The organism is Citrobacter sp. Res13-Sevr-PEB04-36, assembly GCF_015672735.1.
Taxonomy (GTDB): domain Bacteria; phylum Pseudomonadota; class Gammaproteobacteria; order Enterobacterales; family Enterobacteriaceae; genus Citrobacter.
This window is the reverse complement of sequence record NZ_JADABY010000057.1, coordinates 77,684-102,903: the sequence shown is the minus strand read 5'-3', so window position 1 is coordinate 102,903 and position 25,220 is coordinate 77,684. Positions and strand designations below refer to the sequence as shown.

At 48.6% G+C, this 25,220-nt stretch carries 25 protein-coding genes, 1 tRNA gene and 1 pseudogene; 16 read left to right on the top strand and 11 right to left on the bottom strand.

The features are described from left to right. Positions 1-18: 18 nt before the first annotated feature. From IMQ48_RS17080 to IMQ48_RS17070, 3 genes are all read left to right on the top strand, one after another. The gene (locus tag IMQ48_RS17080; RefSeq protein WP_025798970.1) at positions 19-255 is read left to right on the top strand and encodes an AlpA family transcriptional regulator; all 237 of its coding nucleotides are present in this window, start codon (positions 19-21) and stop codon (positions 253-255) included. Positions 256-378: 123 nt separating this feature from the next. Continuing rightward, the gene (locus tag IMQ48_RS17075; protein WP_025798972.1) at positions 379-1,785 is read left to right on the top strand and encodes a YfjI family protein; all 1,407 of its coding nucleotides are present in this window, start codon (positions 379-381) and stop codon (positions 1,783-1,785) included. Between the two features lie 191 nt (positions 1,786-1,976). Further along, positions 1,977-2,597 carry an inovirus Gp2 family protein gene (locus IMQ48_RS17070; RefSeq protein ID WP_025798974.1) on the top strand — a complete coding sequence of 207 codons (621 nt, stop codon included), beginning with the start codon at positions 1,977-1,979 and terminating at the stop codon, positions 2,595-2,597. Positions 2,598-2,665: 68 nt separating this feature from the next. Here the strand turns inward: IMQ48_RS17070 and IMQ48_RS17065 are convergent, their stop codons facing one another. Genes IMQ48_RS17065 through IMQ48_RS17035 form a run of 7 tightly spaced genes read right to left on the bottom strand, consistent with a single transcriptional unit; the run spans position 2,666 to position 12,365 of the window. Next, entirely contained in the window at positions 2,666-3,313 is a 648-nt protein-coding gene (locus IMQ48_RS17065) for a hypothetical protein (protein ID WP_126492989.1), read from the bottom strand. A 15-nt stretch (positions 3,314-3,328) separates the two neighbouring features. Beyond that, a complete protein-coding gene (locus tag IMQ48_RS17060) occupies positions 3,329-4,084 on the bottom strand; it encodes a PD-(D/E)XK nuclease family protein (RefSeq protein WP_196209960.1) in 756 nt (251 codons plus the stop codon). 29 nt (positions 4,085-4,113) lie between these two features. Then, on the bottom strand, positions 4,114-5,961 hold the full coding sequence (locus IMQ48_RS17055) for a YaaW family protein (protein ID WP_128347213.1): 1,848 nt from the start codon (positions 5,959-5,961) through the stop codon (positions 4,114-4,116). Between the two features lie 35 nt (positions 5,962-5,996). After that, positions 5,997-8,912: a type I restriction endonuclease subunit R gene (locus tag IMQ48_RS17050; RefSeq protein WP_094169384.1), complete on the bottom strand. Its 2,916-nt coding sequence runs from the start codon at positions 8,910-8,912 to the stop codon at positions 5,997-5,999. 56 nt (positions 8,913-8,968) lie between these two features. Next, positions 8,969-10,138, bottom strand: coding sequence for a restriction endonuclease subunit S (locus IMQ48_RS17045; protein WP_094169383.1), 1,170 nt, complete (start codon positions 10,136-10,138; stop codon positions 8,969-8,971). Next, a complete protein-coding gene (locus IMQ48_RS17040; protein WP_094169382.1) occupies positions 10,138-11,745 on the bottom strand; it encodes a type I restriction-modification system subunit M in 1,608 nt (535 codons plus the stop codon). The genes IMQ48_RS17045 and IMQ48_RS17040 overlap by 1 nt, the downstream gene beginning before the upstream one ends. 47 nt (positions 11,746-11,792) lie before the next feature. Continuing rightward, positions 11,793-12,365, bottom strand: a complete 573-nt coding sequence (locus IMQ48_RS17035; RefSeq protein ID WP_094169381.1) for a restriction endonuclease subunit S — start codon at positions 12,363-12,365, stop codon at positions 11,793-11,795. A gap of 471 nt (positions 12,366-12,836) precedes the next feature. Between IMQ48_RS17035 and IMQ48_RS17030 the strand changes: the two genes are divergently transcribed. The 12 genes and pseudogenes from IMQ48_RS17030 (at position 12,837) to IMQ48_RS16975 (ending at position 19,973) form a co-directional block, all read left to right on the top strand. Further along, a complete protein-coding gene (locus tag IMQ48_RS17030) occupies positions 12,837-13,700 on the top strand; it encodes a GTPase family protein (protein ID WP_048215512.1) in 864 nt (287 codons plus the stop codon). A 91-nt stretch (positions 13,701-13,791) separates the two neighbouring features. Then, entirely contained in the window at positions 13,792-14,619 is an 828-nt protein-coding gene (locus IMQ48_RS17025) for a DUF932 domain-containing protein (RefSeq protein WP_054626377.1), read from the top strand. A 226-nt stretch (positions 14,620-14,845) separates the two neighbouring features. Continuing rightward, a complete protein-coding gene (locus tag IMQ48_RS17020; RefSeq protein ID WP_054626378.1) occupies positions 14,846-15,541 on the top strand; it encodes a hypothetical protein in 696 nt (231 codons plus the stop codon). Positions 15,542-15,578: 37 nt separating this feature from the next. Next, a pseudogene (locus tag IMQ48_RS17015) lies at positions 15,579-15,752 on the top strand (DUF4339 domain-containing protein); the annotation flags it as partial. Between the two features lie 62 nt (positions 15,753-15,814). Further along, positions 15,815-16,723, top strand: coding sequence for an Ivy family c-type lysozyme inhibitor (locus IMQ48_RS17010; protein WP_064761968.1), 909 nt, complete (start codon positions 15,815-15,817; stop codon positions 16,721-16,723). A 99-nt stretch (positions 16,724-16,822) separates the two neighbouring features. Further along, on the top strand, positions 16,823-17,062 hold the full coding sequence (locus tag IMQ48_RS17005; protein ID WP_054626379.1) for a DUF905 domain-containing protein: 240 nt from the start codon (positions 16,823-16,825) through the stop codon (positions 17,060-17,062). 83 nt (positions 17,063-17,145) lie between these two features. Then, entirely contained in the window at positions 17,146-17,604 is a 459-nt protein-coding gene (locus IMQ48_RS17000; RefSeq protein ID WP_128347215.1) for an antirestriction protein, read from the top strand. A gap of 15 nt (positions 17,605-17,619) precedes the next feature. After that, the gene (locus IMQ48_RS16995) at positions 17,620-18,096 is read left to right on the top strand and encodes a RadC family protein (RefSeq protein ID WP_046495838.1); all 477 of its coding nucleotides are present in this window, start codon (positions 17,620-17,622) and stop codon (positions 18,094-18,096) included. An 8-nt stretch (positions 18,097-18,104) separates the two neighbouring features. Further along, positions 18,105-18,326, top strand: coding sequence for a DUF987 domain-containing protein (locus tag IMQ48_RS16990; RefSeq protein ID WP_000691995.1), 222 nt, complete (start codon positions 18,105-18,107; stop codon positions 18,324-18,326). An 18-nt stretch (positions 18,327-18,344) separates the two neighbouring features. Next, complete coding sequence (locus IMQ48_RS16985) at positions 18,345-18,662, top strand: type IV toxin-antitoxin system YeeU family antitoxin (RefSeq protein WP_046495841.1); 318 nt, start codon at positions 18,345-18,347, stop codon at positions 18,660-18,662. Positions 18,663-18,682: 20 nt separating this feature from the next. Beyond that, positions 18,683-19,024 (top strand): TA system toxin CbtA family protein, encoded by a 342-nt coding sequence (locus tag IMQ48_RS16980; RefSeq protein ID WP_048215514.1) that lies wholly within the window; start codon positions 18,683-18,685, stop codon positions 19,022-19,024. A 115-nt stretch (positions 19,025-19,139) separates the two neighbouring features. After that, entirely contained in the window at positions 19,140-19,973 is an 834-nt protein-coding gene (locus IMQ48_RS16975; protein ID WP_046495848.1) for a DUF4942 domain-containing protein, read from the top strand. Between the two features lie 102 nt (positions 19,974-20,075). On the opposite strand, the gene IMQ48_RS16970 is transcribed toward IMQ48_RS16975, so the two are convergent. Continuing rightward, a tRNA-Ile gene (locus IMQ48_RS16970) sits at positions 20,076-20,151 on the bottom strand. A 124-nt stretch (positions 20,152-20,275) separates the two neighbouring features. Between IMQ48_RS16970 and mug the strand changes: the two genes are divergently transcribed. Then, positions 20,276-20,782 (top strand): G/U mismatch-specific DNA glycosylase, encoded by a 507-nt coding sequence (gene mug / locus IMQ48_RS16965; protein ID WP_096755614.1) that lies wholly within the window; start codon positions 20,276-20,278, stop codon positions 20,780-20,782. A gap of 44 nt (positions 20,783-20,826) precedes the next feature. On the opposite strand, the gene rpoD is transcribed toward mug, so the two are convergent. From rpoD to rpsU, 3 genes are all read right to left on the bottom strand, one after another. After that, positions 20,827-22,671, bottom strand: coding sequence for an RNA polymerase sigma factor RpoD (rpoD, locus tag IMQ48_RS16960; protein WP_196209959.1), 1,845 nt, complete (start codon positions 22,669-22,671; stop codon positions 20,827-20,829). Between the two features lie 228 nt (positions 22,672-22,899). Next, the gene (gene dnaG / locus IMQ48_RS16955) at positions 22,900-24,645 is read right to left on the bottom strand and encodes a DNA primase (protein ID WP_196209958.1); all 1,746 of its coding nucleotides are present in this window, start codon (positions 24,643-24,645) and stop codon (positions 22,900-22,902) included. 240 nt (positions 24,646-24,885) lie between these two features. After that, positions 24,886-25,101, bottom strand: a complete 216-nt coding sequence (gene rpsU / locus IMQ48_RS16950) for a 30S ribosomal protein S21 (protein ID WP_001144069.1) — start codon at positions 25,099-25,101, stop codon at positions 24,886-24,888. Positions 25,102-25,220 lie beyond the last annotated feature (119 nt).

Here is a 25,220-nt window from a genome sequence, read left to right as displayed (position 1 = left end):
AAACCACAGGAGGCAATCATGACCAAATCTTTTAATCAACCCACAGCTGACCAGCGCTTGCAGGCGCTACAAAACTATGGCGAACCTTCAGATCGCTTAGTAAGGGAGAAAGAGCGCCAATATATCACATCGATTTCCCGGTCAACAGCTTGGAAGCTTGAACAAATAGGCAAGTTTCCGCGACGTAAACCACTGGGGGCTAAGTCGTGTGGCTGGTTGCTTAGCGATCTTCTTTACTGGATCAGTGAGCGCTAAGGATCCTGTTTTTCTAGTATTTTTCATCTAATGGTTGGGAATGCATCTTGCTATTTCCACTATTAATAGCGGAATAGCAACTCAACCGGAGGTACTTTTAACATTAAATGATGATGAGGTTTTATGTCGGGAGATCGAGAGTTCCCCATACATGTGCTTCCCGCAAGGGCGGGACATGCAATCTATGAAGTAGTACAACAAACTCAGGCACCACTTTCCATGGTTGCAGCAGAGATGCTTGGCGTCATATCTCTTGCTTGTCAGAACAGAATTGATGTTTGTAGATTGAATAATCTGCGTAGCCCTACATCGCTTTTTATTGTGACAATTGCGGAATCTGGGGAACGGAAGAGCACGGTAACTAAGTTGTTAATGAAGCCCATTTACCAACTAGAGGAACGGCTATTTGACCTATATAAACAAGAAATAATTAAGTGGCGGTATAACGTAAAGATTTTCAAGGCGGAAGAGAAAGCTTTGATGTCAAAACTGAAGTCAGAGATCCGTGGTGGCAAAGATCCAACCATAACACGTGAAAGTCTGAGTATGCTGCAAGATAGTTATCCTGTAGAGCCTGTCAGATATAAGTTGACGTTTAATGATACCACACCAGCGGCGATAAAAGAGTATCTCTGTGGTGACTGGCGATCAGTTGGCATTTTATCAGATGAGGCTGGGACCATATTTAATGGTTATGCATTAAATGAATTGCCGTTTGTCAACAAAATGTGGGATGGCGCAACGTATTCAGTCGAAAGGAAAAACGCACCTGAGAGGTTAATAAAAAATGCCAGATTGACATTATCCCTACAGGTTCAGTCTGTAGTTATTAATAGATATATTGAAAGAAAAGGGGATATAGCAAAAGGGATAGGATTTTTTGCTCGTACACTTATTTGTCGTCCCTTTTCCACACAAGGATATAGACAAATAACTAATCCTGTTGTCTCAAGTGAACATTTGTCTGTGTTCCATGAGCGATTAATGGAGATCGTCAATGAGAGTATCGAAAACAAAGATGAACGTATTTGCCTGCATTTCTCGCCAGAAGCAAGACAGAGATGGATTGCATTTTATAATCAAGTTGAAACAGAAATGCGGTTACTCGGATTTCTTTCAGACTTTAAAGATTATGCATCTAAAATCGCTGAAAATATGGCAAGGATTGCTGCTTTATTACACTATTTTAATGGTGATGAAGGGGATGTATCACTTACCGCTGCTGAAGCTGCTATAGAAATAAGTGCATGGTACGTAGATGAGTATATAAAATTATTTTCCAAACAACAGGAGCTAGATATGGTCAATACAGATGCAGATGAGCTTTATTGGTGGATAAAAGAATATTGCAATCAAAATTTTTTACCATATATGAGGAAGAATACCATACTGCAATATGGGCCTAACCGGTTCAGGGGCCGCGGTAAAGTAAATGAATTATTAAGCACTCTTTATTCTCAAGGGAAGATAAAGGCTGCTAAAAAAGGAAAAACTATCTTTATACAGGCGATGGATACCTGGGGGGTTTAATGAAGTAAAAAAATACCATCGATATACTTGCTTGTTCTAACTAATTGCAGAGTTATTTTGGAACTGCCACCGCAGGCAGGTGATAGCTTTTGCCTAAATTTAAATGTTGGAAAGGTAATATATATTTATTTGATAAATCACTCACAACATATCCCTGTGAATAGCAGGGATATTAAAATCAGAGATGTATGATGAAACTTTACCAAGGTACTCATGGCGATCATATTCTCGCTTACAGAGATAAAATTGCTCTGACAGTCAGTAATGCTATCAATCAGTTTCCACGTACTATGGCATTAAGAGCGGATCTTCATTACCCACCTATTTTAGATAATGGTGATACGGTATGCTGTTTTCCTAACCTTGAACCCGGTGCAATATCACGATTTCTGGATTCGATGAAAGCGATTTTGGAAGCACATGAACATCGCAGAAAGTTTGCTGGGATCAGAGTCAATAAGAACGTTGTACGTAATGTCTGGGCAAGAGAATACTCAAAGAATGGCAAATGCCATTTCCACATTTGCTTGTTCTTTAACAAAGATGCTTACTACCATCTGGGGCATCTCAAACATAGTGGTACACTTAGCAATCTGATAGTCAGGGCGTGGTATAGCGCTCTCGGCTTGGAACTTGAAGATTGTCGTGAAATTGTACATTTTCCGGACAATTGCAGGTATGTGCTCAACGTAAACGATCCTGATTTTGACATCATATACAATGAGTTGCTTGAACGACTGGATTACTTGACCAAGCTTGATACGAAGGTATTTGGTGAGGGAGATAGAAGTTTCGGGTGTAGTCGGGGATAATTTTTACTGCAATGGCCTTTCTTATGCGAGAAAGGCCAAATCAAACCAGATAACGTTAATTATTTAACTTATTCACTTACTGCAATCTGCGCTTCGGACAAAAATATAGCATCCAAAATTTTTGTAGATTGTAGTAGCTTGTCAAGAGCTGTTTGCAATGGAAAAAATACTTCATGTTCCACTGGAAACTCACCATGCTCTTTCCAGCACTCAGTGAGTAAATTAGGTTTAATCGTGACAGGTAGGAAATAGTTACCTTTCCCTTGTTCCAATAGCCCTAGTGTCTGCAGTTGCTCACGGTAGGATTGTTGAACATTACTCGCATAACTAGCAATCTTTTTGACTCCACCAAAATACCCGGCATTCAATTTAAACTCAAAACCAAACAGCCCCTGCTCGGTTCCCGTACCCGTCAGGACGGCTAAAATATAATCATTTCCTTCAGTAACAGTCGAACTGTTTTCAAACCAATATTTGCAGTTAACGCCTTCAATGACCCAAGCTGGATGGGCCAGCCAGCAATAATCCTGATGTTCATAATTTGCTTTACCTACCCAGCTGTTGTCTTTCATAAATCGTTCAACACACTGATCAAAGCTTTTCCAGAAGGCAGGGCTTAAATGCTTTTCAAAATAAACAACAGCTTCGTTAAACATCTTTAGTTGCGAAAGAATCAGTATACCGGCCTGACGTTCTGCATCGCTGTGTGGATTCATGTCTAATCCCTTAAATTAAAATGTACGAACTCGATTAAGAAAGCAAAATGCGGCATGGGCAGCCATTTGGCGTGAAGGAGAGTTTTCATTGGCAGAAATGAATTCTTTGTAATGCGGTTGCAACGAAGACTCTAAAGCTGAGGCGAGATGTCGCCAGGAAATACAGGGAACATACTCTGGTTTGAAATCTAAGCCACAGGTCAGCGGTTTTCCGCCACGAGGCGTTAAAAAGATAACGGCCCAGGGACGTGACATTGCGCGTAATTTGGCATCAGAACAGTATCGGGCAACTTGTTCCGGCTGCTCATAGGCATCAATTTTCACCTCGATAAGCAGGAAAAAATTATCCGCATTGATTTCTACATCAACACGATTGGTATTATCGCCAGTAGGATTAGTTTCAACCCGCACCCGACAATAGTGAAGGTAATCTTCAGGGATATCATTTCTGCTGTGTCGTATTGCCTGCAGGAATGCCTGTAAAGGTAGTCTCCCGAAACCATAGGTTCCCTCGGGATCAAGAAGCCATGAAAGGACTGCAGTATTGCGAACCTCTTTACGCCCAAGGCCTGCTACTTCCCAGGGATCAAAAGATAAAGAGCGATGCTGAACAACTTTCAGTGGTTCAGAGAGAAGGCTGAAAAATTCAGTTAGCTGAGATGCATCAATATTTGTTTTTTTATCTTTTTCTCTGGCCCACTCCAGGTTTTTTGGCCATTGGTGAAAAAATTCCGGTAGCAACTCAACCAATGAAGAATTGTCATGTTCCATTAGATGCCCACTCAAAAAAGACGAATCGTTCATATTAGCGGCAATTCAAAACACTTCACCGGTTTCCCGTCCTGCATTTCTACCAGTAATCGTGCAGATTGCGGCTGCTCAGCCAACAATCCTTGTTGGAATTTCCCGAACGACGAATGTGCCTCTTCAATAGCCATCTTTTGCTGCATTAACGTCGTTGTCGTCCATTTCCCCAGTAATACTTTATTGGCATTGGTGGTATTGCTCTGTTCCGTCAATGCACTGATACCTTGTATCCGCTGGTGAAGCTGACGCTCAATTTTGTCAACAACGCTTTCAAACTCCTGATAATTATGAACAATGGTTTGTTGGCGGTGCCTGACGAGTGTTGTGTTACCTTCCGCATGAGTCAAAAGGTGTAACGCTTGCGCACGAACCTTCATTGCCAGGTCCCATTCATGGATTCGCTCATCAAGGATCTTTTGTTGGGTCTGGATCTTATTCGTAATTTCTGAACTGCCAAAGAGCCCACGGTCTTTAAGTGCTGCCACTTTGTCGCCAGTAGCAGTAATATCAGTCAGTAAGTGTGCCTGCAGGGCGGAAAACTGGACTTCAATATCCTCCAGTTTTTGACGTATTGCGGGTGAGCATTGCCCCTCCAGGACCGTGGGGGTAATTTGCTGCAGATACTGTATGGCTCCAATGATCTCTGACTTACGTGCATTGTTCTGGAACGCAGAAACCTCGCGTACTGCTTCAACAATCTCCGTCAATTTTTTACTGATATCAGCCAGGTGCTTTTGCGCTAGCACGGCAGAAGCAACATTCAATAACATTCCGGCGTTAACAAACTGACTGAGTTTGTCAGGATTCAGCAGAACGGCATGTTCTTTGATGCCTTTTTCTCCCAGGCTAAATCCACGGAAACCAGGGCCATCTTTTACACTCGCCAGAGGACCATTAATAATGACCTCCATATATTGATGGCTGGCAACATGTGCAGAGGTCGCTAGTGAGGGTAATGTTTGCAACAGCGGGCTCAGGCGTGAAATACCGGCAATATCCTGTTCCTGCATCGCACCCGTGTTGATACTTTCCGAAGGTGGAATTGTCGCAACCGTAAGCGCAGGTTGGTGAATATCATGCCCAAAACCCCAGCGTTGATCGTATGTGAGAGCAGGCAGCGTGGCAGATGATAGCTGGGTGGCAAGCCGGAACTGGCGGGAGTTTTTTAAGCGAATCCAGGCAATTTGCACCACGCAAGGCAGTGTCACTCGAAACGCAGGGTTTGAGATGTCATAGGCGGTATAAAGACCCGTAATAGCCAGGCCAACCGGCCCGGTTAATACGCCCAAAACGCGCCCGATGCCAAGCCCTGCAATTAAAGGCAGTACTTTGCCTGCGGTCGTTTGTGCAAGACTATTGGCAACGAGTGCCGCTCTCTGCCAGACAGGAATATCCATACTGGCAGAGCCGTTTATGCCCATCTCACGCAGAATCTGGCGGCGCTCATCATCCGACATTTTTTTCCATGACGAGGTAAATACACAGTCAATAATCAGCGCTTCTTTTTCTTCTACCGATGCATCAGCCGGGACTTTCATCTTCAGATGGCTTGCAACGTCATCTACAATTTCGCTGTAGTTGACGCCGTTGCGACGAAACAGATTCACGAACGTATTACCACCGAAATGCTGCAACTCCCGAATAAGCAGACGCAGAGTTTCGTCATCAGGTATATCCTGGCGTTTGGCATCCTGTAATACATTCTTCACACTGTCTGACATGGAAAAACCAAGCTTACCGGTGTTAGTGACATAATCGATCAGCAGATCTATATCGCCTTTGTCTGCGTTCAACAGCAGTTGAACCAACGCGTCATCACCCTGGATATCTATCTCACTCATGAAAATACCTCTCCCATATTCGTCACCAAAATCTTTTAAAACCCGCGCATCCCATTGATAAACGTTTCAATCACATTGCGCACACGGTCGTAGACACGTGCCCGCACGTTCTTGCGTTCCAGAATCTTCGGCGTCCAGGTTAGCGTTTCTGCCACTTCATCCTCTCGCGGCATCACGTCGGTAAAGAGGTAGTTATCCAGTAAGCCGGTCAGTTTGATCGAATCGAGTCGCTCTTCGCTACACAAGGCTGCCAGCGCCTTACCTTTTTCCTGTTCGACATAAGCTTCAAACACCTGAGTGATATCTTCGTCATGCGAGGCATGCAGCAGGCTTTTTTCGATAAAATTATCAATAAGCTCACGTTTACTACGCAGCGTGACGTCGCTGTCGACAATATCCATGATCTTTTTCTTCTGCTCCTGCTGTTCTTTTGGCGGCATCGCCTGAATGCCAGCCAATAGATGCAAAATGTAGCCGACGTTAATTTCGTCGCGATGAATCAGCGAGACTTCAAAATCCACGTCTTCAAGAATCGAGACTTTCTCCTTGCTGGAGTGTTTTTTCACCTTGTCGTGGATATCGAGGTACTTACTGGTGAAATCCGCCAGCGTCTGGTCCGATAGCGGTTTAGCCGCATCATCAAAATCGGCAAAGCTTTCGAGAATGTTTTTCAAACGCATCACATCGCGGAATGCCGTTACAAACGCCAGCTGTGCTTCCTCATCTGGCAAATCGTCCACGCTTTCCACCGTTGGCGTCAGCGTTAACAAGCGATCGACAGCGTTCTGATAATCCCCGAAGTACTCCTCAAAGGGTTTGACCAGCACCGTAGAAGAGGCATCTTTGTTCGAGAACAAGGCAATAGCATCGTCGGTGGCTTTCTTCAGATTGCGGAAGCAGACGATATTCCCGTGGCTTTTCTTCTCGTTGAGAATGCGATTGGTGCGGGAAAACGCCTGTACCAGGCCGTGAAAACGCAGGTTTTTATCGACGTAGAGCGTGTTCAGCGCCGGGCTGTCGAAGCCGGTGAGGAACATATTCACCACCAGCAGAATATCGATGCCTTTCTCTTTGGTGCGCTGGGCAATATTTTTGTAGTAATTGTAAAAGCTCTTTGAGTCATTGGCCGAGTAGCTGGTGCCATACAGCTCGTTATAATCCTCGATAAAGCTATCCAGATGATCGCGACTTGAAGTGTCAACTTTCGCCCCCTGCGGCAGGCTAATATCCTCTTCATCCAGGAGGCCGTTTACCGTCTCTTTATCACTTTTGTCCGCTTCATTGGCGGCGTAGGTGAAGATGGTGGCAATCTTTAACGGCTTGTAGTTGGCATCCGCCGCCTGCAGTGCGGCCTGCTTTTCTTTAAAGAGTTTGTAGTAAGTGATCAGCATATCGACTGACCCGACGCAGAACATCGCGGTGAACTCGCGATTGCGGGTCTTGGCGTTATGGTGGGCAAGGATGTAGTCGGTCACTTTGCCCAACCGGATGTCGCTTTCCATCACCTCTTTGGTGTCGATATCCTCCACATCGATATCGATCTCATTGCTGCTTTCTTTGCGCTTGTAAGTACCGACATATTCCACGGCAAAGCGCAGAACGTTTTCATCCCGGATGGCGTCGACAATCACGTATTTATGCAGGCATTTATCGAACAACAGTTCGGTGGTCTGTTTGACACCATTGGTGATATTGACGTTATCGGCAAAGATTGGTGTCCCGGTAAAACCAAACAGCTGTGCGTTCTCGAAGAAGTTCACGATCGCTTTATGCGTATCACCGAATTGGCTACGGTGGCACTCATCGAAGATAAAGACGATGCGCTCTTTGCGCAGGTGTGCGAGCTGCGCTTTATACCCTTCATGGGTGATGGCGTTGTTCAGCTTCTGAATGGTGGTCAGGGTCAGTTTGGTGCTGCTTTGCTTGAGATGTTTTATCAGCGTACTGGTGTTGTTGGTGGTGTCCACGCTGTCTTTTGCAAAGCCGTTGAACTCTTTCGCCGTCTGATAATCCAGATCCCGGCGATCGACCACAAAAATGACCCGATCCACTTCCGGCATCTCCATGATCACCTGGCTGGCTTTAAACGAGGTCAGCGTTTTACCGGAGCCGGTGGTATGCCAGATATAGCCGTTCTCCGGCCGACCTTGCTTGTGGAGATTTTCCTTCACATGGCGGATCATCGCCTCACAGGCGTAAAACTGGTAAGGACGCATCACCATCAGGCACTTACGGGTTTCGTTCAGCACCGTGTAGTGGGTGATCATTTTGGCGATGTGACAGACCTTCAGAAATGCGTCGGTGAATTTCTCCAGCGCTTTGAGCGGGTTATTATTTTCATCGGTCCAGAAGAAGGTCTGCTCGAAATGGTTGGCGCGGTTATTGGCGTAGTATTTGGTGTCCACGCCGTTGCTGATAATAAAGATCTGCACATACTGGAACAGACCACTGCCTACCCAGAACGCGTCCCGATGGTAACGATCGATCTGATTAAAGGCCTCTTTCAGCCCCAGGCCGCGACGCTTAAGTTCAATCTGCACCAGCGGCAGGCCGTTGATCAACAGCGTGACGTCGAAGCGGGTTTTACGCGTATTTTGCTCGGCATTGAACTGCTTCACCTGGCTCGTCACCTGAAACTCGTTCTGGCACCACTCCTCTTTATTGATAAAGCTGAGCCACTTCTCAGTGCCGTCATCACGCAATAACTGGTAGCGATCGCGCAGAATCTTAGCGCGATCGATAACTTCATTACCTTTTGTCAGGTGCAAGAAAATACGGTTAAATTCGCCGTCCGTGAGTGGCGCAGATTCCAGTCGGTTATGGATTTCAATCTGCTTTCGCAGATTGGCTTTCATACTGGTTTCGTCGGTGACATTCACCCGTTCGTAGTGCATGCCCACCAGTTGTTCCACCAGTTGCGTTTCTAACTCGTATTCGCTTTGCGTTGCCATCAATATTTAGTGCCTTCTGATTAGATAAAGCCCGATGCTGACCGGGCTAACATTTTCTAAATGAACATCTGCTGAAGCAGGCCTTGCTTCCAAGATTTTAATTTATTAATTTCTTGCCTATTAGCTGAAATTCGACTTTCCATAGCAAGAAATAATTCTGATATTTTTTTTTGTTCATTAGGGCTTGGTATTAGGAAATTCATTTTTTTTAAATCAGTAATAGATAATACTAATTGTGATGAACCTACGGCGTAAGCCCGGAATATATGCTTGTAGTAATTAAACATTATGGTGTAAAAATAATTATCACCATATTCAAAGTTAAATACAGGGTAATATACGCTTATGCATCCAGTAGTATTCAATCTGTTCTGGTTGAAGAAAAATAAACCATCATCACTTCTTGATCTATAAGTTATATAACCACGCGGGATAATATTAAAACCTAAGTTACTTCTTTCGGTTAACCTATTATCTCTATAATATTCTTTTTGCAAAACCAATCCAGACCGGGAAGATGTCATTACAGGCCATTCATCTTCAAGAGTCGTTTTACATTTATACTCTGATAGTAAAGAACCTATTTTTTTATTCTCCCACTTAGGGAAGTTCGAGCCATCTTTATCTTTAAATCGTAATTCTTGTCTGAAAATTTTCTGCATAATACCGGTTCTGTACTGGTGCAGCATATTATGCTCTTTGTTCAATAAATTTATTTTTTTGTCAACAGCAGACAAAAAACTTGCGATTTTTTTTTGTTCTTCGAGAACAGGGAATGTTGCGTGCCAGTCACATAATTTTTTAAAGTAAAGTCGAGTTCTGGTTCCCCCAGCTTTTTGCTGAATCGCAAATGCTTTGAACTCGTTTGTGTAGTTTAACTTTGAAATAAGAAAATAATCATCCAAACCTTTCCCTTTAAAAACGGGATATTCTTTGCTAATTGCAATTTCCGGGAGTTTATCATTAAGATTAAAGTGGAATGTGTTATCGTCACTCATATGCCGATAAGTGATATATCCGTATGGAACTACGCCATATTCTCCATCATTCTGAAGTTCTCGGTCAGCGAAATATTCCGCTTGAGGTTTTAATCCTTGGCGAGAAGATGAATAAATGGGGATATTAGTTTCAGAAGAAACTCTCTTCTGAAAACTCTGCACATAATCGCCTAAGCGAAGTTTTTTCCATTCTTGCGAAAACTCGCTGAAACGTAGTTTGGGCATCATCAATTATTTCCCTCCATCACTGTAAATGGAGTTTCTATTCCTAATTCTTTGCAGAACCCAGCAATAATTTCATCGACTTCCGATACTTTACCTTCCAGATTGCGAATTTCCTTTGCTAATGCATTCAGATCGATCTCATCTTCTGCTTCAAAAGTATTTACATAACGTGGAATATTAAGATTGTAATCGTTAGCGCGAATATCTTCAATTGTCGCGGCGTGGCTGTACTTCTCAATATTTTTCCAGTCGTTGTAGGTATCGGCAATTTTGTCTATATGTGTAGACAGTAGCCTGTTCTGGTTTTTTGCTTTTTCAAACTCATTACTGGCGTCAATAATTAAAATGCTATCGTTGTGCTTACGGCATCTACGCAGCACTAGTACGCAAGTAGCTATCGGCGTTCCATAGAAAATATTTGCGGGTAAGCCGATAACCGCATCGATGCAGTTTAGCTTCTCAATCATAAACTGACGGATATGACCTTCGGCGGCTCCTCGGAACAGCACGCCGTGAGGCAATACCACCGCCATGGTGCCGTCATCTTCCAGGTGATGGAACATATGCTGTACAAACGCCATATCCGCTTTGCTGGAAGGGGCCAGTTTGCCGTACTGGGCAAAGCGGTCATCGTTCATAAACAGCGGGCTGGCGCTCCACTTGGCGGAGAACGGTGGGTTAGCAACGATAGCGTCAAATTTCAGATGCGTATGCTGCGGGTGCTCCAGCGTATCTTCCTGAATGATCTCAAAATCCGCATAGTGTACCCCGTGCAGGATCATGTTCATACGTGCCAGGTTATAGGTAGTACGGTTCATCTCCTGACCGTAGATTTTACCTACCGACGAGGCTTCACGTTTTACGCGCAGCAGCAATGAACCCGAGCCACAGGTAGGATCGTAGACGTTTTTCAGCTTCAATTTGTGGGTGGTGACGATTTTAGCCAGCAGGGTGGAAACCGGCTGTGGGGTATAGAACTCCCCGGCTTTCTTACCTGCGCCTGAGGCGAACTGGCCGATCAGGTACTCGTAGGCATCCCCCAGAATGTCGGAACTCGCTTCGCTCAGGTTAAAGCTCAGTTTGTCGAGTTCAGTGACGACTTTGCCGATCAATTCGTTTTTTGCTTTCGCCGTGTTACCGAGCTTGCTGGAGCCTAAATCAAGATCTTCAAACAGGTTGCTGAAGTCATCCGCGGAGTCGGTACCCAGCGTGCTCTGTTCAATGCTGCGTAGGGTAGTCGCGAGGTCTTCCAGAATAAAGCCGGTACCTGTGCCTTTGGGGTCTTTAGCCACACGTTCTGCCATGGTGTGGAACAGATCCGTTGGCGGCAGGAAATAGCCTAAGGTCTGGACACTGTCCTCTTTTACCGCATCAACGATATCCTGATAAGCGGGATGTTCCGCAGTCAGTTCGTTGTACTGAATGCTATCTTCCGCCAGAATTTTGTTCGCATACGCGACAAATTTTTCTGACAGGTATTTGTAGAAGATAAAACCTAGGCAGTAGTCGCGGAATTCATCGGCATTCATCTTACCGCGCAGGGTATCGGCGATATTCCACAGGCGGCCTTGCAGTTCACTTAAATTTTGCGCTTCAATCTGGGGAGACATAGTTGTTCCTGTTGTTTTTCTTCGTCACGAAAGAGTGACGTAATAAGTCAAATCATACCACCGAGCAGGCTCAGGATCTGTTGTTCACTCAGGGCGGCAATTCGCTGCTGATAAAAGCGTTTTTCTCGCGCCGCCAGATAGAGCCCTCCCATCGCTTTTTGCTGTGCGAGTGGCGGGAGGGTAACGGTAAAATTTTTCAGTTCATTAACCGCGATACGCTGTACGACGGTAGAACCCTGGGTGGTCTGAATCCGCTGACGTCGTCCCTCCGGGCTTTCATTGAAATGCCAGAGGAACCACGCGGCATCAATCCGACTGGTATCAACATCCACTTTGACGTAGTTATTACCTAAAATACGTCCGGCATTTTCGGTGCTCACGCGAACCGCCTTGCCATGAATCAAGCTGATGACAACATCTCCTTTCTGCGCCAGCACAACATCCTGATGCGTTTTCACCCACTGTTCTTTCTCGGCTGACACAATAGCTGACTGCCAGTCATCTACCAGAAACTGTTCGGTCGCATAGAAACGAAATGCGGACCCATCTGCGCTTTCCTGGATACGGCTGATGTGCGAGCCTGCCGTAAACGTAGCTATTTCCTTGTAGGTGAGCAGCATTCAAACTCCGAATAAAGATAAATTACATATGCTTTGTGCGGTGTAGCATACTCATGCCGAATAGATTAAATCAAGTAATTTATATTTATTACACGCGATCGTGATCAAATTTTTTCTGGTAAGAATAGCGTTATATAGTGCTCAGATATCAGGTTGAACACTAAAAAAATCATTCATAACTTCAAGTTTTAAAGCATGAGAACTGACCTGCTCCCCGTTGATTAGTACACCCCGATGTTAGTAATGTCTTCATAAGCCACATGAGGACATCCCCATGAAGAAGCGTTTTTCCGACGAACAGATCATCAGTATTCTCCGCGAAGTCGAAGCTGGGGTATAGCCCTGGTTTTGTTAATAAGACACCTGCACTCTAAAATTTTTCAGACATATATCATTTCCATGAACGCAACATCATTACGGCGAATTCCTCAAGGATTCGCCTTTTTTGTTTTATTTGTCTCAGGAGATGTCATGAGAAATCGGGAAGGCTTGCATTCGCTGCAGAACTCACTTTCTGGGTTACCGCAATGGGTGTCTGAACGCATTTTGCACCAGGTAAGCCAGTTAACCAGTTATGAACCAATGATCGGCATTATGGGCAAAACCGGGGCTGGTAAATCCAGTCTGTGCAATGCTCTGTTTGCCGGTGAGGTATCGCCGGTCAGCGATGTAGCAGCCTGTACCCGTGAGCCACTGCGTTTTCGTTTTCAGGTTGGAGGGCGGTTTATGACACTAGTGGATTTGCCTGGTGTCGGGGAAAGTGGCGCACGTGATACCGAATATGCTGCTCTTTACCGTGAACAGCTTCCTCGCCTCGACTTGGTACTGTGGTTGATCAAGGCTGATGACCGGGCGCTGTCAGTGGATGAGCACTTTTATCACAAGGTGATTGGCGAGGCATACCGGCATAAGGTGCTGTTTGTTATCAGCCAGTCGGACAAGGCTGAACCCACCAGCAGAGGAGAACGATTATCCACAGAACAGAAACAAAACATCAGCCGTAAAATCTGCCTATTGCATGAGTTGTTCCAGCCCGTGCATCCGGTGTGTGCCATTTCAGTTCGGGCTAAGTGGGGACTGCGGGTGATGGCCGAGCGGATGATTAAGTGCCTGCCGCGTGAGGCCAGCAGCCCGGTGGTGTCGCAACTGAAGCCCTCCTTTCGCACACCGACAGTCCAGAAAAAAGCGCGTGACGATTTTGGTGAAACGATCGGCACGGCGCTGGATGCGGTAAGTGCCCTGCCGTTGATACCGGCTCCGGTGAGGGCAGTCATACGCGCGGTGCGCGATACCGTGGTGTCGGTTGCCCGGGCCGTCTGGAATTTCTTCTTCTGAACGTTTAACGATTGTCTGTTCTTTCCCGAGCCCTGTCGCCTGTGCGACAGGGCTTTCTTTTATTTGTTTTTCCGTTATGAGGAGTCTGCTTATGACCCGTCTGGCTTCGCGCTTTGGCGCTGCAAACCTTATTCGTCGCGACCGCCCGTTAACCCGCGAAGAGCTGTTTCGCGTGGTGCCCAGCGTGTTCAGCGAGGATAAACACGAATCCCGCAGTGAACGTTATACCTATATTCCGACCATCTCCCTGCTGGACAGCCTGCAGCGCGAAGGCTTTCAGCCATTCTTTGCCTGTCAGACCCGGGTACGTGACCCGGGTCGTCGTGAACATACAAAGCATATGTTGCGTTTGCGTCGGGAGGGACAGATTACCGGTAAACAGGTCCCGGAAATCATTCTGCTCAACTCGCATGACGGCACAAGTTCGTATCAGATGCTGCCGGGATTATTCCGTGCAGTGTGCCAGAACGGGCTCGTCTGCGGTGAGTCTTTTGGTGAGGTGCGGGTGCCGCACAAAGGAGATGTGGTGAGTCAGGTGATTGAAGGGGCGTATGAAGTGCTGGGGATTTTTGACCGTGTGGAAGAAAAGCGAGATGCCATGCAGTCGCTGATGCTGCCGCCACCTGCTCAGCAGGCTCTGGCACAGGCCGCGCTGACGTACCGCTTTGGTGAGGACCACCAGCCGGTTGCCCCGTCACAAATACTTTCCCCACGCCGCTGGCAGGATGAGAGTAATGACCTGTGGACCACCTACCAGCGTATTCAGGAGAACCTGATAAAAGGCGGGCTTAGCGGACGTAGTGTAAAAGGCGTGCGAACGCATACCCGTGCCGTGCGCGGCATTGACGGAGATGTGAAGCTTAACCGGGCACTGTGGGTGATGGCGGAAGCCATGCTCAGTGGTTTCCGGCCTGCGTGAGTTCACATTTTACCTCTGGCATGGTTATTAAAATGTGAATAAATGACACACCCTGTCATTTCGGGTGCACAGAACTTGCCGGTTAAATCATCAGAAATCCGCGCAGGTCTGATAATCACGGGCTTCATGCGCTTCCCAAATTAATTCCCGTCGTGGACATATCCTGTCAACCCTCTCCTTTAGAATCTTATTTCTTTCAGTCAGTTAACCATGCGGAGGAGCCTCCATGCCACTGACAGAGCGCCGCTACGACAGGCTGGCGGTCAGGCTGTCGCTGATTATCAGCCGTCTTGTGGCGGGTGAAACGTTAGAGATGCAAAAACTGGCGACCGAGTTTGATGTGTCGGTCCGTACCCTGTACCGGGATTTTCGCGAACGACTGATGTACCTGGACCTCGAATGTCATCAGGGATGCTATCGCCTGCGGACCGGTGCAGGTCCGCAGGGTGAACTGGATGTGCTGACTTTTGCATACCGGGCCGGGCTGGCCGATATCTTTCCGGGGCTGGACCGGCGTCTGGCGGGCGCACTGCTGGCATCGGATGGAACCCCTTGCCTGGTGTGGCAGTCACCACAGCCGATAACGACCACCAGCCCGCTGGTATTTTATCGACTGGTCAGCGCCATCACCGGCAGCCAGCGTGTATTGCTGCTCGCGGACGGTGAACGTTGTGACGGACTGGCCCCGTACCGTCTGATATTTCTCGACGGCTGCTGGTACCTCACCGGTGAACTTAACGGGCATATAACCGTGCATCCTCTGGCGACCATCCATGCAGTGACAATCCTGAACACCACTTTTACCCCTCGAAAACGACTCAGCCTGTTAACCACTCAGGCAGGCTTTATCCGGGCACTTCCTCACTTCAGCTGTATCCGTGAAGTTTTGTCACAGGCTGCCGATAACGGGGGATCGGGATGAGCTTTGGTTTAATGACCTCTGTTAACAAGGAAAAACAATGATATGGCATTACGAGATAAATGGCGTACGTCACGACAATGTGACCGAAGACGACATCACCGGCCTGATTGTTCACGGTGAACTGACTGCCGCCACTCTGGTTTGGCGACAGGGAATGACGGAGTGGCAACCGGTCTCCGCCACCCCACTAGCTTCGGTGCTACTTCAGAGCGCCATACGCGAGCATACGCCCACAGCCCCTGACGCATCAGGGGCTTTATAAGGAGTCTTATAATGAAAAGAAAATCTTTCTCTGCAAATGTGAAATGGAGTTGGTTGGCATTGTCTGTGGCACTGATGGCCCCGACTGTAGTCCAGGCAACCGCAAAAACGGCGGTAGAAGCCAAGAACTGTCAGTCAGAAAACAATACCTGCCCATATCCTTTCGACCTGTACAAAACCGACCCAGCGTACAAAAAGTCGTTTGATGAGACCATGAATCAGAATGGTTTACCGGCGATGCTCGACGAGATGAATGGTCCAGCGGGTCCGATGGAACCAGTAAAAATTGACGGTAAAGTCTACCTGAAAGGTTTTATGTGTGAAGACGGTAACTGTGGTAACCACAATCTGACATTCTTGTACCAGCCTGACCTCCATAACTTCGTGGGCTTCTACAGCAACGGTAAAGATGGGCAATGGGTTAACACCCCAAGTGATGGTGAGCTGAAAGTATTACGTGCATTAGTCAATGGGACTGCGGAACCAACACACACGCCAACCGCCACTACCACGTCCAATGATGCACCACCAGCGAATACCATCTGGGAATTTACCGGGGGTAACGGTGACACTCTGTGGAACATGTGCGGCGGTAAACATAACAGTTGTGTGATTGTTGGTAATACCAAACACGTGGCCGCCGTGTTAAATCACAAATCTGCAAGTGGGTGTTCATTAGGTGATTTTTACATCATTGACAGGGATGACCGTTCCTGGCAACAGCGAGATACTGGAACCTGTAGTCCAAATGCTTGGGTGCGCAAAGGCTCCATTAAAGGTGGTCAATATCTGTCTGTTGACATCGGCGTCGGTGATGAAACTGTTATCCAGTACCCTATCGGTTACTGGTCAGACATGAAAGAGTTTTCCGGCCCGAACCGACCATCCTGGGAAAAAGCAAAACAAGCTGCTAAGCAGTAGTGTTATCGTTACGACACGAAACATACCCTATTTTTCCTTCCTCTCTTTCAGTCCCCTGTCGCTTTTGCGACAGGGGATTTTGCTTTTAAGGTACACCGAATGTCTGAACCTAAATGGTTACCACCGGGACCTTTCATCCGACAGCAGGCCGAAGCGATTACCCGCCGATATCACAACATCGCCATTGAAGACGACCAGGACAGTCACTTCCGTCTGGTGGTTCGCGACCCCGAAGGCCGGATGGTCTGGCGGGCGTGGAACTTTGAACCGGATGCCGGTACGGCCCTCAACCGGTATATCGGGCAGGATGGCATTTGCAGAGCATTATCCACCGACTGACTGCAGTCATTTTTCAGACCCTGATTACCCCACCTCATACGCCAGCCATCGCCGCTGGCGTTTTTTATTGACGGAGAAACCCTATGACAACACAGACACAGCACGAGTTTGTTCCCGCTAACGAACCGCAGTTCACCCTCAGTGCCACGCTGGTACCCGACGAACAGCGTATCAACTTCTGGCCACTGCACTTTGGCGCTATCCCGCAGTGGATAACGCTGGAACCCCGTATTTTCGCCTGGATGGATCGCTTCTGTTCGACCTACAGCGGTGGTATCTGGTCCTTTTACACCCTCAGCAATGGCGGGGCGTTTATGGCTCCCGAGTCTGACAATGATGAGATATGGCGTCTGTTTAATTGCCTGAACGGCAACGATGCCCAAATGAGTGCAGAAGCCGCAGGTATTGCTGTCTGCCTGATTGCGTACAGCCATCACGCCTGTCGCACCCAATGCGATGCCATGACTGAACACTATTACCGCCTGCGGGACTACGCCCTGCAGCATCCAGAGGCCCACGCCATTCTGCGTATTATCGACTGACCGAAGGAGCAACAGATGAAACAGCTTTCCTTTTTACCCGGCGAGATGACGCCACAGGACCGGCGTCTCATTCAGCGGGCGCTCAGGGCTCTGGACCGCCACCTGCATGAGCCCGGCGTGGCCTTCACCTCTACCCACGCCGTACGTGAATGGCTGCGACTGCATATGGCCGCGCTTGAGCGGGAAGAGTTCCGTGTGTTGTATCTGGACAACCAGAATCAGTTGATTGCCCATGAGACGCTCTTCACAGGCACGATTAACCGTACCGAGGTGCATCCCCGGGAAGTGGTAAAACGTGCCCTATACTTCAACGCGGCGGCGGTGATACTCGCGCACAACCATCCCTCTGGTGAGACAACACCCAGCCAGGCTGACAAAACCCTCACGCAGCGACTGGTGCAGGTGCTTCAGCTGGTGGATATCCGCGTCCCTGACCACTTGATTGTCGGCGGCAGGCAAATCTATTCGTTCGCAGAACACGGTCTGCTGTGAGGTATGACATGAAAATTATCAGTAAACGCCGGGCAATGACGATATACCGCCAGCATCCTGAGTCCCGAATCTTTCGCTACTGCACCGGAAAATATCAGTGGCACGGTAGCGTCTGCCATTACACCGGCAGGGACGTTCCGGATATCACAGGAGTCCTGGCTGTGTACGCCGAACGCCGCCAGGACCGCAACGGGCCTTATGCCTGCCTGATGAGCATCACCCTAAACTGACAATAGTGGAGAACTGTAATGAGCAACATCACTTGGGGCTTGCAGCGCGATATCACGCCGCGCCTGGGAACACGTCTGGTGCAGGAGGGCAACCGGCTGCACTACCTAGCTGACCGGGCCAGTATCACCGGTAAGTTCAGTGACGCCGAATGCCAGAAGCTGGATGAAACATTCCCGCACTTTATCAGCCAGATGGAATCGATGCTGACCTCCGGTGAACTGAATCCCCTACACGTTCATTGCGTCACCCTGTACCACACCGGTTTTACCTGCGAAGCCGACACCCTCGGCAGTTGCGGCTACGTATACATCGCCATTTACCCCACTAAGCGCTAATTACTTTCACGAGAGCAAGCATGAAACCTCAATCTGCAGCAACTTCGCGGGCGGTAAAACCCTGCCTGTCACCCGTGGCTATCTGGCAAATTCTACTGACACGCCTGCTGGAACAACACTACGGCCTGACCCTGAACGACACGCCGTTCAGGGATGAATCCGTTATACAGGAACATATCGATGCAGGTATCACGCTGGCCAATGCCGTTAACTTTCTGGTGGAAAAATACGAGCTTGTTCGTATCGATCGCAGAAGGTTTAGTTGGCAGGAACAATCACCTTATCTTCGGGCAGCAGATATTCTGCGAGCACGGCAGGCAACTGGCTTGTTGCGGCAAAGCCGTAACAACGTAGTACGGTGAATATTGCGTACAACCTTCCTGATTTAAATTTCTGAGCTTTCTCCCTTGTTTACATATTGCATAATGCGCCTGCCATTACCCGGCGGGCGCGTTTGCTTTTTAAGGACAAAATGTCATGCAAACTAAAGCTGAAGTATTAACCGATCATAGCGAGCTGATTTGCTCGACCAGTATTGAACGCATAGTGACTGGCCGCGATGCCGCACTGAAACAGATAGAACAACTCATTCAGCAGCTTGATGCCATTTCACGGCTAACCTCAGAAATTGGCGGTGGCACAGCGCAAGACTGGGCGATGAAGGCCGGGCACCGTTACGATAGCTGGATGACCGAAAAGGTAGACAAAGCGCTGCCTTCCGTTACCCGCAATATTGACCGTAGTATCTGGCGAGACTTGATGTTGAAGTCTGGCATGATGGCCTTGATGGATGCTCAGGCCCGTGACCAGTGGCATAAGAACCTGGAGGAGGGGGATCTGCCCGCCATCAGCGAGGCAAATATCCTCAGTACTTTTGAGCAGCTACATCTGAACAAAATGGATGTGTTTGAGCGTGGCATTATCAATGTCTTCAAAGGGCTGTCGTGGGATTACAAAACCAATAGTCCCTGCAGCTTTGGTAAAAAGATCATCGTCAACAATCTGGTGACGCATAGCCGCTGGGGATTTAGTTTGAACTGGGGATGGCGGCGGGATCAATTAGCGGACCTGGAACGAATGTTATTTCTGCTGGATGGTAAACCGATACCCGATAACCGTGGCGATGTTACTACTCGATTGATGGAACATATTCGGGATAACCCTTCGAAGGATATTTACGAAGATGATTTTTTCAGTATACGTTACTTCCAGAAAGGAACCGCGCACATCACTTTTAAACGTATCGACCTGACAGAAAAGATGAATGATATCGTGGCGAAGCACTATCCGGGGATGCTGGCAGCGAGATGAAGAGGGCAGGGAGGCAATTCCTTACCTGACCCATTACCTGACCCGATTCGTATAAAACGAAAAAGGAGTCAGATGATTTCTCATCTAACTCCTTGTTTTATTTGGTGGCCCCTGCTGGACTTGAACCAGCGACCAAGCGATTATGAGTCGCCTGCTCTAACCACTGAGCTAAGGGGCCGTGGCGGTGGATTATAAAGTAACTCTGCGTTGCAATCCAGCCATAAGCGTACGGATGCTGTTTTTATAAACAATGTATTTTCAGTCCGTTATACTGGTTGTCTGATGTATTGTGTGGAGTAATTATGGTTAAGGACATTCTGGCGCCGGGGTTGCGTGTGGTTTTTTGCGGCATCAATCCTGGGCTCTCTTCAGCGGGGACAGGGTTTCCCTTTGCGCATCCCGCCAACCGCTTTTGGAAGGTCATCCATCAGGCGGGATTTACCGATCGCCAGCTAAAGCCAGAAGAAGCACAACACCTGCTGGATTTCCGCTGTGGCGTCACCAAATTTGTCGACAGGCCGACGGTGCAGGCCAACGAAGTGAAGCTCCAGGAGATGCGTAGCGGTGGTCGTCAGCTCGTTGAGAAGATTGAAGACTATCAGCCAGCGGCGCTGGCAATTTTAGGAAAGCAGGCATTTGAGCAAGGCTTTAGCCAGCGTGGCGCACAGTGGGGGAAACAGACACTGACGATTGGCGCGACGCAGATCTGGGTGTTGCCGAACCCGAGTGGGTTAAGCCGGATTACGCTGGATAAGTTAGTGGCGGCGTATCGGGAATTAGATGATGCGCTGGTTATGCGCGGGATGTAAAAAAAACGCCACCTTGCGGTGGCGTTGATGCTTATACGGCGAGATTAATCGTCGAGGAAGCTACGCAGCACTTCAGAGCGGCTCGGGTGACGCAGTTTACGCAGCGCCTTCGCTTCGATCTGACGGATACGTTCGCGGGTAACGTCGAACTGTTTCCCGACTTCTTCCAGCGTGTGGTCGGTATTCATATCGATACCGAAACGCATACGCAGAACTTTCGCTTCACGTGCTGTCAGGCCAGCCAGAACGTCGTGCGTTGCGGCGCGCAGGCTCTCGGTGGTGGCAGAGTCCAGCGGCAACTCGAGAGTGGTATCCTCGATGAAATCACCCAGATGCGAATCTTCATCGTCGCCGATCGGCGTTTCCATGGAGATAGGCTCTTTGGCGATCTTCAGTACTTTACGGATCTTGTCTTCCGGCATCAGCATGCGTTCAGCCAGCTCTTCCGGCGTCGGCTCGCGGCCCATCTCTTGCAGCATCTGGCGGGAGATACGGTTGAGCTTGTTGATGGTCTCAATCATATGTACCGGGATACGGATGGTACGCGCCTGATCCGCGATCGAACGGGTGATCGCCTGACGGATCCACCAGGTAGCATAGGTGGAGAACTTGTAACCGCGACGGTATTCAAACTTATCTACCGCTTTCATCAGACCGATGTTGCCTTCCTGAATCAGATCGAGGAACTGCAGACCACGGTTGGTGTATTTCTTAGCGATAGAGATAACCAGACGCAAGTTCGCTTCAACCATCTCTTTTTTCGCACGGCGGGCTTTCGCTTCACCAATGGACATACGACGGTTGATGTCTTTAACCTGCTCAATGGTCAGGCCGGTTTCTTCTTCAATTTGACGCAGTTTCTGCAGGCCGCGGTGGACGTCATCTGCAACGTCGTGCAGTTTTTCAGACCACGGTTTGTTCATCGCGATGGCCGCATTGAACCAGGTTTCGCTGGTCTCGTTGCCGGTGAACAGGGTGATGAAGTTTTTCTTCGGCATTTTGCACTGCTCAACGCAGAGCTTCATGATCAGACGTTCCTGAGTACGCACGCGATCCATCATGACGCGCATGCTGTTTACCAGGTAGTCGAACTGCTTCGGCACCAGGCGGAACTGTTTGAACACTTCAGACAGCTTCTGAATTTCTTCCTGCGCGGCAGCATGGCTGCGGCCTTTCGCTTTGATGGTGTCGCGGGTGATTTCGTACTGAGTACGCAGTTCGCCGAATTTCTCGCGCGCTAATTCAGGGTCGATGCTGTTGTCGTCATCGCTGCTGTCGTCGTCTTCTTCTTCATCTTCGTCTTCGTCTTCGTCCATCTCTTCCTGAGAGAGTTCAGACCCGACGTGCGTCGCCGTTGGCGCCATGTCTTCTTCCGCATTCGGATCGACAAAGCCGGTGATTAGATCGGAAAGACGTGCTTCTTCAGCTTCTACGCGGTCGTACTGCTCAAGCAGATAGGTAATGGCTTCCGGGTATTCGGCAACGGAGCATTGAACCTGGTTAATCCCGTCTTCGATACGTTTGGCGATGTCAATTTCGCCTTCACGGGTTAACAGTTCAACGGTACCCATTTCACGCATGTACATGCGCACCGGGTCAGTTGTACGACCGATTTCGGACTCAACGCTGGACAGAACCTGGGCAGCCGCTTCTTCCGCGTCTTCATCGGTGCTGTTGGAGGTTTCAGCAAGCAGCAGATCGTCGGCATCCGGTGCTTCTTCCATCACCTGAATACCCATGTCATTGATCATTTGGATGATGTCTTCGATTTGATCTGAATCGACGATATCTTCCGGCAGATGGTCATTGACCTCGGCATAGGTCAGATAGCCTTGCTCCTTACCACGTTGGACAAGAAGCTTCAGCTGTGACTGCGGGTTTTGCTCCATAAGACGGTATCCACACTTAATTCGTTTGATTGGTGTTGGGCGGTAAAACCGCCAACGGCAAAACGAGGGCATACTTATATTTTGCCGCTGCCTCTCCGTGCGGCTGTCGGGGGCTTCCCGAGCGATATTCGGCAGTTAAGCCGTTAAATACTTCACTCTTCAAGTTGTCTCTGCGTTAGCGACGTTCTCTTGCCGCCTTGATACAACGTGAAAGATTTGTCTATCAATTCATTTCTTTGCCAGTTCCTGGTTTAGTGTCCAGAGTTCCCGGCGTTCTTCGTTGCTTAAACCGTGTGTGCGCTCACGAGCTATCAACTCTTCCTGGCGCAGTTCAAGCATCGAATCAAACATATGGTTGAGTGAGTCGGTGAAGGTTTTTTCCGCGATATCTTTATCTGCTATATCGTCCCACATCGACAGTTTTTCAAGGGTGGCCGCATCATTTGTGCCACGATAGTGTTCTAACAGTTGTCCGGTGGTCAGACCTGGCTGAGCCAGACAAGTGTTGACCAGTTCTCTGAATAAGCCAAGGCCGGGCAGCTTATTTTGATCCAGGGCGCCTAACGGCGGCACCAGCGGGGCCAAACCCGGGTTCTGTACCAGTAACCCTATAAGTATACGCATGGTCGTACGTTTTAGCTGTGGAACAGGACGGGAAGCCCCATTTTCTGCCAGTTTTGGCATTAAACGTTCAAGCTGGCTGTCATCCAGAATGCCGAGCTTGTTTCCCAATTCCTGTCGCAGATAAATACGCAACGTTTCGCCCGGGACTTGAGTGATCAGCGGCAATGCCAGCGTACTGAGCTGTGCACGTCCGTCCGGGGTACTCAAATCCACCTGTGGTAACAGGCTGTTAAACAGAAACGCGGAGAGCGGTAAGGCTTGCTCCATCCGGGCTTCAAAGGCTTCTTTCCCTTCCTTACGTACCAGCGTATCGGGATCTTCGCCGTCAGGTAAAAACATAAAGCGCAGCTGGCGTCCGTCTGTCATATACGGCAGTGCGGTTTCCAGCGCGCGCCATGCGGCATCGCGTCCGGCCCGGTCACCGTCGTAACAACAAATCACCTGGTTCGTTGCACGGAACAACAGCTGAATGTGATCGGCAGTGGTTGACGTCCCGAGGGAGGCCACGGCGTAGTTAATGCCATATTGCGCCAGCGCCACCACATCCATATAGCCTTCGACCACTAACAGGCGCTGTGGATCGGCGTTATCCTGCTGGGCTTCATAAAGGCCATATAGCTGGCGGCCTTTATGGAAAATATCGGTTTCCGGGGAGTTCAGGTATTTCGGCAGGGCATCGCCCAGCACACGCCCACCAAAACCAATGACCCGACCGCGTTTGTCGCGGATGGGGAACATCACTCGCTCGCGGAAGCGATCGTAACTGCGTCCCTGATCGTTGGTGACCAACATACCCGCGTCGATCAGCGCCTGACGGTTCTCAGGATTGCCGCCAAACCGTTTCAGGACGTTGTCCCAACCGGGGGGGGCGAAACCAATAGCAAAACGAGCGATCACGTCGCTACTGAGTCCTCGCTGTTCCAGGTACTGGCGCGCAGGGGTAGCGGCGGGTTGTATCAGAGACTGTTGATAAAAAGTGTTCAGGCCGTCCATCAATTGATAGAGGCTTTGCCGTTGATGGCGCTCTATCTGACTGGGGCCGTTGCCTGCTTCGTAAGGCACTTCAAGGTTGTGCATTGCGGCCAGTTCTTCGACGGTTTCCACAAACTCGAGCTTGTCGTAGTTCATGAGAAAGTCGACGGCGTTGCCATGCGCGCCACACCCAAAGCAGTGATAAAACTGTTTTTCACCGTTTACGGTGAAAGAGGGGGTTTTCTCGTTATGGAACGGACAGCACGCATGATAATTTTTGCCCTGCTTTTTCAGCTTAACTCGTGCATCGATGAGATCGACGATGTCGGTTCTTGCCAGCAGGTCATTAATGAATACACGTGGGATTCGTCCAGCCATATGCCCCGTTTATTTTTTTATGACTTAAATACACAAAATCATTCAAGTTGCATCAAGGCGGCAAGGGTGCGAATCCTCAGGAGCGTACATCAGTACGTGACTGGGGTGAGCGGCTGCAGCCAACGCAGAGGCAGCTTGAATGATGACGCGTATAAACGAAAATAAGCCGCGCATTCCTTCCGGAAGCACGGCCTTACAACTACAACTCAGTCTGAATTGAGAGCTTTAGCTCCCAATAGATTAGTACAGACGAGTGCGGCGTGCGTTTTCGCGAGCCAGTTTCTTCGCGTGACGTTTCACAGCAGAAGCTTTAGCGCGCTTACGTTCGGTAGTCGGTTTTTCATAGAACTCACGACGACGAACTTCCGCCAGAACACCTGCTTTCTCGCAGGAACGCTTGAAGCGACGCAGTGCTACGTCGAACGGCTCGTTTTCACGTACTTTAATTACCGGCATGTAACTCTCACCTTTATAAATTCGGTTTGCCGCTGGCATCTACGCCAGCTTATTTCAAAATGGTGCGGAATTTTACTGCAATTGCTGCTGCTTTGTAAAGCACCGACGCGTTTTTGAAA